Origin of the sequence: Corynebacterium sp. HMSC070E08, assembly GCF_001808895.1 — a bacterium.
Classification (GTDB): Bacteria; Actinomycetota; Actinomycetes; order Mycobacteriales; family Mycobacteriaceae; genus Corynebacterium; species Corynebacterium hiratae.
In genome coordinates this window covers 87,469-102,927 of the sequence record NZ_KV794784.1, presented here as the reverse complement: position 1 = coordinate 102,927, position 15,459 = coordinate 87,469, and the positions used below count along the sequence as shown (strand labels likewise).

Genomic DNA, 15,459 nt, shown 5'->3' with positions numbered 1-15,459 from the left:
TAGCGGTGGTGGTCATGGGTATCTCCCCCGAGATCAACATGAGTTAGAAGAAGTGTTCTAACCATGATTCTAGTACCACACACCCCACATAGCCATAGCCAGCACTAAATTCATGTCAAGTTGTCACTATAAACGGGGGTAGTCACCATGGGTTAGCCAGGACATTCGATACCGAATGATTTGAGTGGTGTCGCCTGTGTCCGCAACGAAAGGAAGAAAATGCGTATTAAAGGCAGCCTTTTGAGCCCTGTCTGAAACCTCGCCGGTGTCAGGGATAGACTGGGCACAGTTAACCGCACGAACACGTATGAAGGGATTGTCAATGACTATCAAGGTAGGCGTCTTGGGGGCTAAAGGGCGCGTGGGCCAAGCAATCGTGGAAGGCGTTAATGCGGCAGAGGATTTGGAGCTAGTTGCTTCCATCGACCGCGAGACCCCGTTGGAGAAGCTGGTTGAATCGGGTGCCGAGGTCGCCGTCGACTTCACCCAGCCGGCATCGGTCATGGACAATCTAGAGTTTTGCATCGCACATGGCATCCACGCTGTTGTGGGTACCACGGGGTTCGATGCAGGACGCCTAGCCAAGGTGGAGGAGTGGACTAAGAAAGAGGGCGCCGGCAACGTTCTCATTGCCCCGAACTTCGCTATTTCAGCTGTACTGACCATGGTGTTTGCCGCGCAGGCGGCGAAGTTCTTCGACAGTGCCGAGGTAGTTGAATACCATCACCCGAACAAGCTCGATGCGCCGTCCGGTACCGCGGTTCACACTGCGCAGGGTATTGCGAAGGCTCGCCAGGAGGCAGGCTTGGACGCTATGCCGGACAAGACCGAGCAGTCTCTCGATGGAGCGCGCGGCGCAGACGTCGATGGTGTTCACGTCCACGCAGTCCGTATGCAGGGAATGGTGGCTCATGAAGAAGTTATCTTCGGCACTCAAGGCCAGTCCTTGACCATCCGTCAGGATTCCTATGACCGCTCTTCCTTTACCCCCGGTGTTCTGCTGGGTGTACGAGAAATCGCATCCCACCCAGGCTTGACCGTGGGACTTGAGAAGTACTTGGGGCTGTAATGGCAAAGGTCTCTGAGCTTGATGTCCAGCTCATTGCGGCAACCGCATTCCATGCGCCGCGAGGAGTGGACTGGGAGGTTGATGAGGGGGCGTCGGAAAGCGAGGCTCTAGTCGAATTTGCCGGACGCGCCTGTTATGAGTCCTTCGACAAGCCGAATCCCCGTACCGCCTCAAATCAGGCCTATCTGCACCACATTCTGGAGGTAGGCCACGATGCATTGCTGGAGCATGCTACGGCGACGCTCTATATACGGGGACTATCGCGGTCGGCGTCGCATGAGCTGGTTCGCCACCGTCATTTCTCCTTCTCGCAGCTCTCGCAACGTTTCGTGCATTCCGAGGAGGCGGAGGTAGTCCTGCCCAAATTCATTGCGGAAGATGAACAGCTAACGCGGTTGACCCTCCAGGCGGCCGACGAAGCGAGGTTTGTCTACGAGGAGCTCCTCGACGCTCTCGAGTCCAAGTTGGAAGAGGAGCCAAATGCATTGCTGCGCAAGAAACAGGCTCGACAAGCAGCGCGTGCGGTATTACCTAATCTCACGGAATCCCGCATCGTCGTGACGGGAAACTATCGCGCGTGGCGTCACTTTATTGGCGCGCGGGCGACTGAACAAGCCGATACAGAGATGCGCCAGCTCGCCGTCACGTGCTTGAAGCTGTTGCGGGAGCAATCGCCGGTGCTTTTCGACGACTTCCATATCACCACCCTGGCTGACGGCACCGAAATGGCTTCGAGCCCGTACGCTTAAAGGCTTTGCAGGAGACTCGCGCACGACCCCGATGCGGCCAATAGGGGCGAAAGCAGGTAATCTTGACGCCTATGAGCACAGGTATGACAGCACAGGCAGGCGTCGACACCTTCGGACGCGTAGGCGTAGCTATGGTCACTCCATTTGACCAGGACGGCGCCTTGGACGTGTCCGCTGGTCGTCGCCTAGCAGCTCATTTGGTTGATAACGGCGTTGATTCGCTCATTTTGTCTGGGACCACGGGCGAATCACCGACGACGTCGTTGGATGAGAAACTGGAGCTGTTCGCAGCTGTAAAGGAAGAGGTAGGCGGCCGCGCTAAGTTGTGCGCTGGTGCGGGAACTAATAACACCGCCACCAGTATTGAGGCCGCGCGCGCTTTCGCTGATGCGGGAGCAGACAGCCTTCTGGTCGTGACCCCGTATTACTCCAAGCCTTCCCAGGCTGGTGTGTACGCGCACTTTACTGCTGTGGCTGACGCCGTGGACCTCCCCATTTGTCTGTACGACATCCCTGGCCGCTCGGGCATTCCGATTGAGACGGAGACCCTTCTTCGCCTCGCGGAGGTGCCGAACATCAAGGCTGTTAAGGACGCCAAGGGCGACCTTGTAGCAGCCGCACCGCTTATCCAGGAAACCGGTTTGGCATGGTACTCCGGAGATGACGGACTGAACTTGCCGTGGCTGGCCCTCGGTGCTTCGGGCGTTATTTCCGTGATTGGTCACCTCGCTCCGCGCGCCCTGGCTGATCTCTACGTGGCCTTCGATGAAGGCGATATTGCACGTGCACGAGAGATTAACGCGAAAACTTTGTCCCCGCTCGTCGAGGCGCAAGGCCGCCTCGGAGGAGCAACTCTTGTTAAGGCTGCCCTGCGTCTGCAGGGTATTGAAGTTGGAGAACCTCGTCTCCCAGTTACCGCGGCTGACGCGGAGGAGATCGAGGCTCTCCGCCACGATTTGGAAAAGGCTGGAGTCCTTTAAGAATGACTGAATCCCGTAATCGCTCCCGCAAGGTAACCCGTAAGGCGGGTCCGCCTTCGGAGACTGAGACCGCCTCGAATGAGGCGGCTTCGCCGGTTTTTCAAGCGCCGAACGAATCGGCTGCATCCGGCAATAATTCGAACGAGTCTAATAACTCGAATTCTGAGGACGGCAACCGCCGTTCTCGCTCCCGTGGTTCCCGTGGCGGCCGTGGTCGCGGTCGCGGCGGCAACAACAACCACAACAACGGTGGCCGCAACAACAATCGCAACCGTAATAACAACCGTGGCCGCCGCAACGTTCCCAAGTCCATGCAGGGCGCGGATCTGACGAAGCGTCTGCCGGAGCCGCCGAAGCAGCAGAAGGATTCGCTGCGTATTTATGCCCTGGGCGGTATTTCTGAGATCGGTCGTAACATGACCGTCTTCGAGTACCAGGACGAGATGCTCATCATCGACTGTGGCGTGCTCTTCCCGTCCTCCGGTGAGCCTGGCGTTGACCTGATCCTGCCGGACTTTGGCCCGATCGAGAAGAAGATTCACAAGGTCAAGGCTCTCGTTGTAACCCACGCTCACGAGGACCACATTGGTGCTATCCCGTGGCTGCTGAAGCTGCGCCCGGATATTCCAATCGTGGCATCGCGCTTTACCATCGCGCTGATTGCGGCGAAGTGTAAGGAGCACCGCCAGAAGCCGAAGTTCGTTGAGGTCAACGAGAAGTCGGATGTGAACTACGGTTCGTTCCGCTGCCGTTTTTGGGCAGTTAACCACTCCGTTCCGGATGCACTGGGCATCATGCTGGGCACCCCGGCTGGCAATATCATCCACACCGGTGACATCAAGCTGGACCAGACCCCGCTGGATAACCGTCCGACCGACCTTCCGGCGCTATCTCGCTACGGTGATGAGGGCGTCGACCTGATGCTCTGCGAATCCACCAACGCGAACATCCCGGGCGTTTCCGCATCCGAGGGAGATATCCCGGCTACCTTCCGCCGCCTGGTGTCCAATGCTAAGCAGCGCGTCATCATCGCAACCTTCGCGTCCAACGTGTACCGTGTACAGGCAGCTATCGACGCCGCCGTTTATGCTGGCCGCAAGGTTGCCTTCAACGGCCGCTCGATGATGCGCAACATGGAAATCGCCGAGAAGATGGGCTTCCTGAAGGTTCCGCGCGGAACCATCATCTCGATCGACGAGGCTGCCAAGATGGCACCGCACAAGGTCTTGCTCATCACCACCGGTACCCAGGGCGAGCCAATGGCTGCGTTGTCACGCATGGCACGCCGTGAGCACCGTCAGATCACCGTCCGCGACGGCGACCTCATCATCTTCTCCTCGTCCCTGATTCCGGGCAACGAAGAGGCCGTTTACGGTGTCATGAACATGCTCTCCCAGATTGGTGCTGAAGTTATCACCAACAAGGAAGCCAAGGTTCACGCCTCCGGCCACGGCTACGGCGGCGAGCTGCTCTTCCTGTACAACGCTGCGCGTCCGAAGAACGTTATGCCGGTCCACGGCGAGTGGCGTCACCTGCGTGCAAACAAGGAACTGGCAGTCTCCACTGGCGTTGACCGCGACCGCGTGGTTCTGGCACAGAACGGCGTTGTCGTTGATCTGCGCAACGGCCGTGCAGAGGTTGTTGGCCAGATTACCGTGGGTAACCTCTACGTCGATGGCGTCTCCATGGGTGACGTCGACGCAGATACCCTGGCAGACCGCACCAACCTCGGCTCTGGCGGCGTCGTTTCCATCACCTGTGTGATTGATAACCGCACGTCCCGGCTGCTTGAGCATCCGGCTGTATCCACCACTGGTTTCTCTGACGATGACCGCGGCATCGTGCCGGAGGTTGCCAAGTTGGTTGAGTCCACGATGAACGATCTCGCCGCTGAGGGCGAGAACGATACCTACCGCATGGTGCAGAAGCTGCGCCGCAAGGTATCCAAGCTCATGGATTCCAAGTACAAGCGCGAGCCGGTCATTCTGCCGACCATCGTGCCGACGAACTCGGATGTCCTGATGCCTGACGACGATGAAGTTCACGCCTCCCGTGAATCGCTCTAACGTCTAGGTAGACAGTGCCCCAGCGTTCCTGCTTCTGGTAGGTATGCTGGGGCGCATGTCGTTTTCCTCAGCAGAACGCGCCAAGATGGTGGCGTTATTCCGTGAACTTGGTCCCGATGCTCCAACGTTGTGCGAAGGGTGGACGGCCCGCGACCTCGTGTCGCACCTCTGGATCCGCGAAAACCGGCCCGACGTCGTCATCAGTTCTTTTGTTCCAGCGCTGACTTCCCATGCGGACAGCATCATGGAGGAAGTCCGTGCGCGAGATTTTGAGGAACTGGTGGATGACTGGGGTAGGGGATTGGGAAAGCTCAACCCTCTGCGCTACGTGGATTCAGTGCTCAACACCGCAGAGCATTTTGTGCACCACGAAGACCTACGCCGGGCCAATGCGCACAGCGAACCGCGTGATTTCTCGCTAGCGGTGCAGAAGGAGTTGCTCGCACCGCTAAAGTTTCTCGGGTTAAGGCTGTTGGCGCACTCTCGCCTCCCGGTAGTGCTGGAGCCGGCTGGGTTTGCGCCACTCGTCGCGGCGGATAAACATCGTGTGGCAGCGAAGGGGGACAACGTGGTGCGGGTCCGTGGGGCAGTTTCCGAGTTGCTCCTATGGGCGTTCGGCCGCGAGGCGGCTCGCGTTGAGATTGACGGGGATTCATCCGCCGTCGTTAGGTCAAGTCTGTAGGCTGAACTGTCTAAAATCTTCAGTGCACGCGTGTGGCGCATGTTGTTAATGGTGTGTTTGCTACTAAAGTGGCAGGCATGTCTGTCAAGAACGCTCCGTCTCGCGCCTCCGGCCGAGGTCGCACCGCCAATCGGTCGCGGCCGTCCGGCCGCACAAGCTATTCGCTGACCTCCGCAACCCGCGCTGCCGAGACCTCCGAAGAGAGGACCGGCAGCGCCTTTCGCGCCGTTGGCCGAGGACTGGGAACCGTTTTTGGCGCTACCGCCCGAGGCGTGGGAAGCATGGCGCGAGGGGTCGGGCACGGCCTTGCCGGTCTCAAGCCGGTAGATGCGGGGAGTCGAGATGACGACCTCTATGACTCCGCCTACGATGCTGCTCATGACGAGGGTGCCTACGATGATTACGACGAGTTGAGGGAGCCAGGGGAAATTTCTGGACGCGCGAAGAACAAGAAAAAGAGCAACAAGGCCGATAGCGCTGTTCCGGCAAAGAGCAAGGTAACGCGAGCACGCGACGTCGACAGTGAGATGCCGACGACGGTCATGGGGCGTCCAGCTCACACTGAGAAGAGCATCCGCGTCTCCAATCCAGATGCGGTGGCTCTTGTGCTTATCGGCGTGGCCATCATCCTTGCTTGCGCGACGTGGTTCCAGGTGGCCGGCATTATCGGTGAGTACCTCACCAACGCTGTGCGCTATGTGATTGGCGCGGGCGCCTATGTTCTTCCCGTTGCGCTGGTCGCCGTCGCCATTGCGCTCATGATGGATCTGTCCGGTCCGGCGGGCCATTTCAAGCCACGAGTGGTGGGCGGCACGGCCCTCATCGTCGTGTGCATGCTGAGCCTCATTCACATCTTTGCCGGTCTTCCGAAGCTGACCTGGAATAACAACGCCGCCGGGGAGGCAGGCGGTGCCATCGGCTTTGGAGTCGGCGAGCTGCTGGTGGCGGCCTTTTCTAGTTATGTCGCGGTGCCTTTGCTTTTCTTGCTCATTGTGTATGGGGCACTCAATATCACGGGCATCACCCTGCGTGAAGCATATGATTTTGTGGCCGCGCAATGTGCGGCGCTCGTCGGCGGCCTGCGTGACAGGAAGAATCGTTCAGATCAGGAGCTGCTTGACGACGCCCCCGCGGACGACTACGACTACGTCAGCGATGACATCGACGCCATCGCCGAGGGGCGTGAGCGTCCTGTGCGCCCGGCATACACTTCGCGACCGCGCCCGAAGCAGACACCGAAGCCGATGCCAAAGCAGATTCTGGATGACAATGCCACCGTCTCTTTCGACTCGGCAGCTCAGCCAGTAAGCCAGGAGCCCGTACAGCACGGCCGCCCGAGCTTTGATAGCCGCGCGGATGATACCGACGAGTTCCCCGTCGTACCGGATCCTGAGCCAGCCCCGCAGCCAACTCCGCAACCGGAGCAGAAAGTCGAACCAAAGCCAGAGCCCAAGCCAACACCGATGAAGCGTCCCCGCGTGGACGTCGGCGGTGCCGCCGGTGCAGCACTGGGAGCGGCGGCTGCCGAGGCGTCGGCAAGCGCAGCGTCGGCTGGCTCAGCGGGAGAGGACGTGGTCTCCGCCGCTCATTCCGAGGCAGTGCGCATGTTCCAGGAACGATCCGGACGTGATGCGCGAACGGGTGCCAAGATTGAGGATGAAGCCCAGAGCGTAGCCGAAGAAGCACCCGCAGCCCCGAGTGGTGCGGAAGACACTGCCCTGGGCGGCGGCTACGATGTGCCGACGACGGACCTGCTCACCGCCGGCAAACCTGCGAAGGTACGCACGGAGGCTAACGATCGCATCATCGAGGCCATCACCGAGGTCTTCGAGGAGTTCAAAGTCGATGCCCAGGTCACCGGTTTTAGCCGTGGTCCGACAGTCACGCGCTATGAGATCGAGCTGGGCCCTGGCGTCAAGGTCTCGAAGATTACGAACCTGCAGTCCAACCTGGCCTACGCCGTCGCGACGGATAACTTGCGCCTGCTCACCCCGATTCCAGGCAAGTCCGCAGTCGGCATTGAGGTGCCCAATGCGGACCGAGAGATGGTGCGTCTGCGCGACGTCCTGGATTCCCCGGCACTGCGTGCCGACCATGACCCCATGCTGATTGGCTTGGGCAAGGATATCGAAGGCGAGTACACCTCCTTCTCCGTGAAGAAGATGCCGCACCTGCTCGTGGCCGGCGCAACCGGTTCGGGTAAATCGGCGTTCGTGAACTCCATGCTGGTCTCGCTGTTGACCCGCGCGACTCCGGAAGACGTCCGCCTCATCCTCGTCGACCCGAAGATGGTGGAGCTCACCCCGTACGAAGGTATCCCGCACCTCATCACCCCCATCATCACGCAGCCGAAGAAGGCTGCGGCGGCCCTGCAGTGGCTGGTGGAGGAGATGGAGCAGCGCTACATGGACATGCAGGCTGCCCGCGTGCGCAAGATCGAGGACTTCAACCGGAAGGTCCGCAGTGGCGAATACCAGGCTCCTGCCGGCTCCCAACGAGAGATGCGCCCGTACCCGTACATCGTGTGCGTCGTGGATGAGCTCGCGGACCTCATGATGACGGCGCCGAAGGAAATTGAGGATTCCATCGTTCGCATTACTCAAAAGGCACGTGCGGCCGGTATCCACTTGGTGCTGGCAACGCAGCGCCCGTCCGTGGACGTTGTGACCGGTCTTATTAAGACCAACGTTCCTTCTCGTCTGGCTTTTGCGACGTCCTCGCTTACGGACTCTCGAGTCATCCTGGATCAGGGTGGAGCCGAGAAGCTCATCGGTATGGGCGATGGCCTCTTCATCCCGCAGGGCGGCCGCCCGGTGCGTATGCAGGGTGCGTTCGTCTCCGACGAGGAGGTGCAGGCGGTTGTCGACGCCGCGAAGGCACAGGGCTCGCCGAACTACACGGAAGGCGTGACGGACGATAAGGCCTCGGAGGCGAAGAAGGAGATCGACGAGGAGATCGGCAAGGATATGGACGATCTCTTGGAGGCCGTCGACCTTGTGGTCACCTCCCAGTTGGGCTCGACGTCGATGCTCCAGCGCAAGCTGCGCATCGGCTTTGCCAAGGCCGGTCGACTCATGGACCTCATGGAGTCGCGCGGTGTTGTCGGGCCTTCCGAAGGCTCCAAGGCACGTGAGGTTCTGGTCAAGCCGGAGGAGCTCGACACTATCATCTGGATGATCAAGGGCGCTGACCCAGCAGAGGCCCCGAAGGAGGTCCAAGACGCCGAAGGTGCCGGCGGGGTAGACGACGCTGAAGCCGATACCCGCACCGTAGAAATCTCCGCTAACCCCTCCACAGGTGCGTTCTAAGCTCCGTGTAGGATAGGACGAGTCTTGGAGGGGAGTACCCCAATCCACGGCGTCGATCGTCAACACGGCAACTGCGGTACAGTTCCCGGTCGCGCCGGCTAGCGGGACTGTGCATAGAGCCTGCTAGCGGGGGAGACCTCCGGTCTTTATTGTCGTGTCGACCGGAGGGATAACTCATTATGCATGTGCCACTATGGGTCTGGGGCATCACCATGGCGGTGATCGTGGGCTTCTTTATTTTCGATTTCTATAGCCACGTCCGCTCACCCCACGAGCCCAGCATCAAGGAATCTGGTGGGTGGACACTGTTCTACATGGCCGTCGCCGTTGTCTTTGGCGGAGTTGTGTGGGTGCTGTGGGACAGCGAACACGCGGCACAGTTCTACACCGGTTGGGTGACGGAACAGGCTTTGAGCGTGGATAACCTATTCGTGTTCTCGCTCATCATGGGCTCCTTCAAGATTCCCCGCAGGTATCAGCAGAAGGTATTGCTCATCGGTATCGTCCTAGCGCTGGTTTTCCGCCTCGTCTTCATCCTGATGGGCGCGGCCATTATCGCGGCATGGTCGGATGTCTTCTACCTGTTTGCCATCTTCCTAATTTACACCGCAGTCAAGCTGCTCATCGATGAGATCAACGGGACGCCCGAGACCGATCCCAATGACATGTTGGTGGTCAAGTGGCTGCGCAAGGTGGTTCACGTAACCCCGCGCTACCACGGCGACAAGCTCACCCACCGTGAGGAATCCGGTGAGAAGAAGGGCAAATTCGCCCTGACGCCGCTTTTCGTTGCTTTGGCGGCTATCGGGCTGATCGACGTCATGTTTGCCTTCGACTCCATCCCAGCTATCTACGGCATTACCTCGGAGCCTTTCCTCGTCTTCACCACCAATGCCTTCGCTCTCATGGGGCTGCGCCAAATGTTCTTCCTCATTGATGGCCTGTTGGACCGCCTGGTCTACCTGCCTTATGGCCTGGGTATCATCTTGCTGTTCATCGGTGTCAAGTTGCTCTTCCACGCTTTGCATGAGAACAACGTGCCCTTCATCAACGGCGGCGAGAATGTCAGTGCGGTACCGGAAATTACGACCATGGTGTCGCTGCTGGTCATCGTTGGCGTCCTCTTCGTGACGGTGTTGTTGTCGGTGTGGAAGGACAAACGCGACCAAGCCCAGGGTGGTGTGGTGATTTCCCACAACCACTACGACTGGGACGATTATGGCAACAAGATCGTTCGCAACAAGGAGGGCGAGCTCGTCGGCAAGGCGGACGAACTTCCCAAGTCCGAGCTGCCTTAAACTCGGGCCGCGGGGATTTAGAAGGAATTAATAACGGGATTCCACTCGCGGAAAGCGCGCCCAGTAACAGCGCCTTCGGTGTAGAAGGGATCCTGGTCCATGAGGGCGATGACATCGGCCACCTTTACGGACTCATCCTCAAATTGCAGGACGATGAGCGCCCCGCCCTTGGAATCGGTGTAGGGGCCAGAGCCACAGATCTGGCCCTTGTCGTGGAGTGCGCCGATGAATTCGCGGTGCTTCGGGCGAACCTCAGCAATAACCGGGTTAGATGGATTGTATTCATAGGAAACTGCGAAATACTTCATACCGACCATGGTAGTGCTCGCTCGAGTGGCAGGGAGGCCACGGTAGGATGAAGAGCGTGAATGATTCTCAGGCTGCGCGCAACCAATCTCGAACCACGGATGTAAACCCCGAGGTCTCCAATTGGAACCTGCCCAACATCCTGACTAGTTTGCGCATCCTCTTTATCCCCCTGTTTGCCTGGCTGGTGCTCGCCGGCCATGAATGGTGGGCTTTCCTCTGCTTCGCGCTCTTGATGCTCACGGATAAGTTGGATGGCGATATTGCACGCGCGCGGGGACTCATCACTAACTTTGGCAAGATTGCGGACCCGATCGCGGATAAAGCCCTGATGACCGCGGCCCTCGTGTGCCTCAATATCACCGGGGCTTTGCCGGTGTGGATCACCGTGCTGATTCTGTTTCGCGAATTCGGCATTACGATTTGGCGCTTCTTCTTGCTGCGTCAAGGGAAGGTGGTGCCGGCTTCCCAAGGCGGAAAGCTCAAGACAGCGTTGCAGACTGTGGCGGTGGCGTTGTATCTTTGTCCGCTGCCAGGGTGGATGGACCTTCCGAGCCTCCTCGTTATGTTGGCCGCCGCCTTCGTTACCGTCCTGACCGGCATCCAGTACCTCATTGATGGCCATAGGGAGAACCAATGAGCATCGAGGCGCAACTAGTATCCACGCTCAGCGAACGCGGTGAAACTGTGGCGTTCTGTGAGTCCCTTACTGCTGGTCTAGCCGCTGCGACTGTGGCGTGCATCCCGGGAGCCTCGGCGGTGCTGCGGGGTGGGCTGGTGACGTATGCGACAGAGGTCAAGGCTCATTTTCTCAACACCACCGTGGAAGAACTTGAGGAGCAAGGCGTGGTGTCTGCTGCGACTGCTGCGCAGATGGCTGAGGCGGCGGTCGTTGAAACGCGTGCAGATTGGGGGGTAGGGCTGACTGGTGTAGCCGGGCCGGACCTCCAGGAAGGCAAACCCGCGGGCACGGTGTACGTGGGGTTATGCGGGAGGGGTGGCGGGGGCGTCGCCAAGCGCGGCGTCCTTTATGAGCTTCCTGCTGAGGGGCGCAACGCGATTCGTTTCGCTGCCATTGAGGCGGCATTGAGTCTTCTCCTATCAACTCTTGAAGAAAATTAGTTGATTGTGGGAACAAGTACGACTGCTGAGCCGTTGTACGGGGTGATGAACACTTCAGTTGCACTACTCGATAAACCCACCCAGTCCCCGGCGCGGTCGACGCGGACTCCTGAACCGCTGCTGCGTGAGGCCCTCGGATTAACGCTTCGCGCCTTCCGCGCGGATAAAGGCGTGACCCTCCGCGAACTCGCCGGTGTGGCGCGTGTTTCCCCGGGATATCTTTCGGAGCTGGAGCGTGGCCGCAAGGAGGTTTCCTCCGAGCTGCTGGCCTCTGTCTGCCATGCACTCGATGTCAGCGTCTCCGATGTCCTCATTGAGGCGGCCGGCTACATGGCGTTGCCGTCGATGGATGAGGAGCTCGCATCCACCGCACCCGCTGCATCGGAACTATAGAACCGCAACGGAATACTGTCTGCTTCGCTACTATTAGGCAGGCAGGAAATATTCTTGTTACACACCTTATTGACACAACGAACTGCTGAGAAAGGCACCTCCTGTTATGGCGAACCCATTCGTAAAAGCCTGGAAGTACTTGATGGCTCTCTTTGATTCCAAGATCGAGGAGAACGCCGACCCGAAGGTTCAGATTGAGCAGGCAATCGAGGAGGCGCAGCGCCAGCACCAGGAGCTGTCACAGCAGGCCGCTGCGGTCATTGGTAATCAGCGCCAGCTGGAGATGCAGCTGAACCGTCGTTTGAGTGAGATTGAAAAGCTGCAGCAGAATACCCGTAACGCCCTGAGCCTTGCGGACAAGGCCCGTGCCGAAGGCGATGCACAGAAGGCGACCGAGTACGAAAACGCGGCTGAAGCCTTCGCTGCCCAGCTGGTTACCGCTGAGCAGTCTGTTGAGGACACTAAGAAGCTCCACGATCAGGCTCTACAGCAGGCGGAGCAGGCCAAGAAGGCCGTTGAACGCAACGGCATGGCGCTTCGTGAGAAGGTCAACGAGCGCTCCAAGCTGCTGTCGCAGCTCGAGCAGGCCAAGATGCAGGAGAAGGTCTCCGAGTCCCTCAACTCGATGAACGAGCTCTCCGCAAACGGTAACTCGCCTTCCCTGGATGCTGTGCGTGACAAGATTGAGCGCCGCTACTCCAAGGCCCTGGGCCAGGCAGAGCTCGCCGAGAACTCAGTGTCTAACCGCATGCAGGAGATCGAGCAGGCTGGCGTGCAACTGGCTGGCCACTCCCGTCTCGAGCAGATCCGCGCGGAGATGAATAACCCGAAGGCAGTGGAGGGAAACTCCCAGCAGGCAATCGGTTCGGCAGAGGCTAAGGGTCAGCCGAACGTGCAGGAGGATGCCGTCCAGGCTCGCCTACGCGAGTTGCGCGGAGAATAAGGTTTAGTCGCCGACGCCGCGGGCTTGAAGCGCCTCACCCATCGCGCGTGCTCGGCGGATTGAGCGAATGATAACCGGGGTGCCAAAAGCGGTCAGTGATGCCGTGGCACCCCGGGCTTTTCGTGCATCAAGCACCTCGACCACGGTCCCCAGCATGAGGGGGAGCAAACGAATTGTCAGGGACATCGCCAGCGTGATGTTCTCAACCGGAACCCCGAGGCGCCCCAGTGGCGCGAGGGCCCGATCGAGGGAGTCCATCATCTCCGACACCTTCGTTGTCAGCGTCAGCAGCACCGCCGCGCTGATGGCTGCGTAGATGGTGAGAAACATGATCGCGGCCGACAGCAAATCCTTCTGCCACCACTGAAAAGCTGCGAGCGCAACGAGGAGGTAGAGCGGAGGAACAAGCTGTCCGAGTGCGACGCGAAACGGGATGCGGGCGACGGGAAAGAGCACTAGTGGGAGGAAGAGGCTGGCCGACGCCCAAGGAAGCGTGTGCACGGCGAGCGAGGTCACGAGGATGAAGCCGATGAGCACGAGGAATTTCACCGCGGCCGGTATGCGATGAATGATGGTATCGGCGTCGACGTAGTAGCCGAGGGGGATGTTTTTAGGCATGACTCTAGAGCGGGCGGGATTTCATGAGTTCGGTGTAGAAGGAAATGACCTTGTCGGGAGATCCGTCGGCTACGACGTGGTGGTTATCGATGCACAGAACGCGATCGAAATCAGAGACAAAGTCAAGGTCATGGGTAACCACGATGAGTTGCTGTTCGAGCTGCGCAAATTCGCGGCGAATGCGATCGCGGTTGCGCAGATCTAGCAAGGTCGTGGGTTCGTCAGCGATGATGACGGTGGGTTCCATGACAAGCACTGCCGCCAACGCGAGGAGCTGCTTCTGCCCGCCGGAGAGAGTGTGCGGGGACTGCTCAGCTAGCGGCGTCAGGCCGAAGCGCTCGAGAACGGCGTCGACGCGCGCGGTGCGCTCCTCACGAGACAGCTTGAGCCGGCGAAGGGAGAATTCCACGTCATCGCGCACGTGCGGCATGACGATCTGGTTCTCCGCATCAGAAAACACGAAGCCCACCTGGCGGCGAATCTCCTTGCCGTGCTTGGCGACGTCCACGTTATCCACCAAGACCTCACCACGTGAAGGTTCACCAAGACCGTTGATGAGCCGGACGAGAGTGGATTTCCCGCCACCATTGGCACCGATGATGCCGATGCGCTGTTCGTTTAATGAGAGAGAAATATCCTTGAGCACCGGTGTTTCGTCGAAGGTGACGGAAACGTTGCGGAAGTCAATCTGCGGCACTGGTGCTACTTTGCCTTGGTGCGGCGACCCATCAGGTCGGGGAATGCTGCGTGGACACCGACGGCGATGACAACCATCACGGCGACCTTAATGAGATCGGGGATGACGAACGGGCCCTGAGCCACGGCGGCCGCCCCGAAGGACATGTCAGAGCGGACCATCAGGCCAACAATGCCGCACAAGTACTGCATGGCCAGGCCGACGACGCCGGCGATGGCGAGGACTACCGTCATGCCTCCTTTGCTTCTCGGCGCGCGGTAGGCGATGAGGCCGGCGATGGCGGGTGAGACGACGTAGCCGACAAGGTAGCCCACGGTGGGGCCGGCAATGGCGCTCAGGGCACTGCGGCCGCCGGCAAGGATGGGAAGGCCGACGAGGCCGAGAGCTATGAAGAGTAGACCGACGAAAAAGCCACGGCGGCCACCAAGGACGAGGCCAGCCAGGATGATGACGGCGTTTTGAAGAACGATGGGCACGCCCACGGTAGGCGTAGGGATAGAGACGAACGCAAAGACTATGATGAGCGCGGTGAAGACCGCGACGTACGCGATATCAGTCGCGACGGAATTCTTTTTCATGGGCCAAAGTTTATCTAGTAGCTTAATGATGCAGCAAATAGGCACTTTTGAACAGTGTTCAAGCACGGCTTTTAGGCCTTGAAACTACCCCGAACGGGGTAATCTAGAGGCATGGCAAATAGAAAGAAGATGGAGCATGTCTTAGGGCTTGCTCGTGTCAGTGTGGTAGCGCTTCTTTCCGGTATCGCGCTGGGGAGCGTGGCTGGATGTTCGTTGATAGGTTCCGCGAATGTCATCGAAAATATCGAAGAAGCGGCCGGGGTGGAGGAAGGGGAGTCTGGCAGCGTCGACATGCGCGTCGGCGACATCTTCGATTCCGAATATCACCGCGTGATCTTTATCTGTCCTGGGGCTGTCGAGGAGGATGTCATAAACGCTAGTGGGGGAACCTGGCAGGGCGGTACCGACGAGGATGATGAATGGGTGCCGCCAAGCTCGGGGAGTGTTGAGATTTATCGGGATGCGCAGGGGCGTGGAGCGTCGAAGTATGTGAGCAGCAGGGCCTCTCTTGATGAGCTGGATGTCTGTAGCGCGCTGGGCGGGGTAGTTGCCGTACTGCCTGCCGATGAGCAGGTGTCTTTCGTCCGTACAGAGCAGGGCGGTCCGTGGAAACTTCACTAGGCGGCGAGGCGTTGGATTAGGTCTCAGAC

The 15,459-nt window shown here is 59.3% G+C and carries 16 protein-coding genes; 12 read left to right on the top strand and 4 right to left on the bottom strand.

Annotated elements, in window-relative coordinates:
- Window positions 1-322: 322 nt before the first annotated feature.
- The 7 genes from dapB to HMPREF2526_RS09280 all read left to right on the top strand — a co-directional run bounded on the left by dapB (window position 323) and on the right by HMPREF2526_RS09280 (window position 10,152).
- On the top strand, window positions 323-1,069 hold the full coding sequence (gene dapB / locus HMPREF2526_RS09310) for a 4-hydroxy-tetrahydrodipicolinate reductase (protein WP_070513043.1): 747 nt from the start codon (window positions 323-325) through the stop codon (window positions 1,067-1,069).
- Window positions 1,069-1,818 (top strand): FAD-dependent thymidylate synthase, encoded by a 750-nt coding sequence (thyX, locus tag HMPREF2526_RS09305; protein WP_070513046.1) that lies wholly within the window; start codon window positions 1,069-1,071, stop codon window positions 1,816-1,818. Before dapB ends, thyX begins: the two co-directional genes overlap by 1 nt.
- A 71-nt stretch (window positions 1,819-1,889) precedes the next feature.
- On the top strand, window positions 1,890-2,798 hold the full coding sequence (gene dapA / locus HMPREF2526_RS09300) for a 4-hydroxy-tetrahydrodipicolinate synthase (protein WP_049157584.1): 909 nt from the start codon (window positions 1,890-1,892) through the stop codon (window positions 2,796-2,798).
- 2 nt (window positions 2,799-2,800) lie between these two features.
- Window positions 2,801-4,864 (top strand): ribonuclease J, encoded by a 2,064-nt coding sequence (locus tag HMPREF2526_RS09295; protein ID WP_083295551.1) that lies wholly within the window; start codon window positions 2,801-2,803, stop codon window positions 4,862-4,864.
- Window positions 4,865-4,907: 43 nt separating this feature from the next.
- Complete coding sequence (locus HMPREF2526_RS09290) at window positions 4,908-5,546, top strand: TIGR03085 family metal-binding protein (protein ID WP_070516843.1); 639 nt, start codon at window positions 4,908-4,910, stop codon at window positions 5,544-5,546.
- Window positions 5,547-5,623: 77 nt separating this feature from the next.
- Window positions 5,624-8,854, top strand: a complete 3,231-nt coding sequence (locus HMPREF2526_RS09285; protein ID WP_070547121.1) for a DNA translocase FtsK 4TM domain-containing protein — start codon at window positions 5,624-5,626, stop codon at window positions 8,852-8,854.
- A 179-nt stretch (window positions 8,855-9,033) separates the two neighbouring features.
- Window positions 9,034-10,152, top strand: a complete 1,119-nt coding sequence (locus tag HMPREF2526_RS09280) for a TerC family protein (protein WP_070547118.1) — start codon at window positions 9,034-9,036, stop codon at window positions 10,150-10,152.
- Window positions 10,153-10,169: 17 nt separating this feature from the next.
- Here HMPREF2526_RS09280 and HMPREF2526_RS09275 read toward each other — a convergent pair whose 3' ends face one another.
- Window positions 10,170-10,460 (bottom strand): YciI family protein, encoded by a 291-nt coding sequence (locus HMPREF2526_RS09275; RefSeq protein ID WP_010190299.1) that lies wholly within the window; start codon window positions 10,458-10,460, stop codon window positions 10,170-10,172.
- 47 nt (window positions 10,461-10,507) lie between these two features.
- On the opposite strand from HMPREF2526_RS09275, the gene pgsA reads away from it, so the two are divergent.
- The 4 genes from pgsA (at window position 10,508) to HMPREF2526_RS09255 (ending at window position 12,916) form a co-directional block, all read left to right on the top strand.
- Entirely contained in the window at window positions 10,508-11,098 is a 591-nt protein-coding gene (gene pgsA / locus HMPREF2526_RS09270) for a CDP-diacylglycerol--glycerol-3-phosphate 3-phosphatidyltransferase (protein ID WP_198531099.1), read from the top strand.
- Window positions 11,095-11,580: a nicotinamide-nucleotide amidohydrolase family protein gene (locus HMPREF2526_RS09265; protein ID WP_049157575.1), complete on the top strand. Its 486-nt coding sequence runs from the start codon at window positions 11,095-11,097 to the stop codon at window positions 11,578-11,580. The genes pgsA and HMPREF2526_RS09265 overlap by 4 nt, the downstream gene beginning before the upstream one ends.
- A gap of 45 nt (window positions 11,581-11,625) precedes the next feature.
- Window positions 11,626-11,973, top strand: coding sequence for a helix-turn-helix domain-containing protein (locus tag HMPREF2526_RS09260; protein ID WP_049157573.1), 348 nt, complete (start codon window positions 11,626-11,628; stop codon window positions 11,971-11,973).
- A 106-nt stretch (window positions 11,974-12,079) separates the two neighbouring features.
- Window positions 12,080-12,916, top strand: coding sequence for a PspA/IM30 family protein (locus HMPREF2526_RS09255; RefSeq protein WP_070516847.1), 837 nt, complete (start codon window positions 12,080-12,082; stop codon window positions 12,914-12,916).
- Between the two features lie 3 nt (window positions 12,917-12,919).
- Here the strand turns inward: HMPREF2526_RS09255 and HMPREF2526_RS09250 are convergent, their stop codons facing one another.
- The 3 genes from HMPREF2526_RS09250 to HMPREF2526_RS09240 are packed head-to-tail and all read right to left on the bottom strand — an operon-like array spanning window position 12,920 to window position 14,809.
- Window positions 12,920-13,534: an energy-coupling factor transporter transmembrane component T family protein gene (locus tag HMPREF2526_RS09250; RefSeq protein ID WP_070516849.1), complete on the bottom strand. Its 615-nt coding sequence runs from the start codon at window positions 13,532-13,534 to the stop codon at window positions 12,920-12,922.
- 4 nt (window positions 13,535-13,538) lie between these two features.
- The gene (locus HMPREF2526_RS09245; RefSeq protein WP_070516851.1) at window positions 13,539-14,231 is read right to left on the bottom strand and encodes an energy-coupling factor ABC transporter ATP-binding protein; all 693 of its coding nucleotides are present in this window, start codon (window positions 14,229-14,231) and stop codon (window positions 13,539-13,541) included.
- Window positions 14,232-14,236: 5 nt separating this feature from the next.
- Window positions 14,237-14,809 (bottom strand): biotin transporter BioY, encoded by a 573-nt coding sequence (locus HMPREF2526_RS09240; RefSeq protein ID WP_070547116.1) that lies wholly within the window; start codon window positions 14,807-14,809, stop codon window positions 14,237-14,239.
- Window positions 14,810-14,920: 111 nt separating this feature from the next.
- Between HMPREF2526_RS09240 and HMPREF2526_RS09235 the strand changes: the two genes are divergently transcribed.
- A complete protein-coding gene (locus tag HMPREF2526_RS09235; RefSeq protein ID WP_141756286.1) occupies window positions 14,921-15,430 on the top strand; it encodes a hypothetical protein in 510 nt (169 codons plus the stop codon).
- The last annotated feature ends 29 nt before the right edge of the window (window positions 15,431-15,459 follow it).

Excerpts from the sequence above, each read along its gene's own strand:
- dapB (WP_070513043.1), top strand. The coding sequence starts at position 323 with ATGACTATCAAGGTAGGCGTCTTGGGGGCTAAAGGGCGCGTGGGCCAA.
- thyX (WP_070513046.1), top strand. The coding sequence starts at position 1,069 with ATGGCAAAGGTCTCTGAGCTTGATGTCCAGCTCATTGCGGCAACCGCA.
- dapA (WP_049157584.1), top strand. The coding sequence starts at position 1,890 with ATGAGCACAGGTATGACAGCACAGGCAGGCGTCGACACCTTCGGACGC.
- HMPREF2526_RS09295 (WP_083295551.1), top strand. The coding sequence starts at position 2,801 with ATGACTGAATCCCGTAATCGCTCCCGCAAGGTAACCCGTAAGGCGGGT.
- HMPREF2526_RS09290 (WP_070516843.1), top strand. The coding sequence starts at position 4,908 with ATGCTGGGGCGCATGTCGTTTTCCTCAGCAGAACGCGCCAAGATGGTG.
- HMPREF2526_RS09285 (WP_070547121.1), top strand. The coding sequence starts at position 5,624 with ATGTCTGTCAAGAACGCTCCGTCTCGCGCCTCCGGCCGAGGTCGCACC.
- HMPREF2526_RS09280 (WP_070547118.1), top strand. The coding sequence starts at position 9,034 with ATGCATGTGCCACTATGGGTCTGGGGCATCACCATGGCGGTGATCGTG.
- HMPREF2526_RS09275 (WP_010190299.1), bottom strand. The coding sequence starts at position 10,460 with ATGAAGTATTTCGCAGTTTCCTATGAATACAATCCATCTAACCCGGTT.
- pgsA (WP_198531099.1), top strand. The coding sequence starts at position 10,508 with ATGAAGAGCGTGAATGATTCTCAGGCTGCGCGCAACCAATCTCGAACC.
- HMPREF2526_RS09265 (WP_049157575.1), top strand. The coding sequence starts at position 11,095 with ATGAGCATCGAGGCGCAACTAGTATCCACGCTCAGCGAACGCGGTGAA.
- HMPREF2526_RS09260 (WP_049157573.1), top strand. The coding sequence starts at position 11,626 with ATGAACACTTCAGTTGCACTACTCGATAAACCCACCCAGTCCCCGGCG.
- HMPREF2526_RS09255 (WP_070516847.1), top strand. The coding sequence starts at position 12,080 with ATGGCGAACCCATTCGTAAAAGCCTGGAAGTACTTGATGGCTCTCTTT.
- HMPREF2526_RS09250 (WP_070516849.1), bottom strand. The coding sequence starts at position 13,534 with ATGCCTAAAAACATCCCCCTCGGCTACTACGTCGACGCCGATACCATC.
- HMPREF2526_RS09240 (WP_070547116.1), bottom strand. The coding sequence starts at position 14,809 with ATGAAAAAGAATTCCGTCGCGACTGATATCGCGTACGTCGCGGTCTTC.
- HMPREF2526_RS09235 (WP_141756286.1), top strand. The coding sequence starts at position 14,921 with ATGGCAAATAGAAAGAAGATGGAGCATGTCTTAGGGCTTGCTCGTGTC.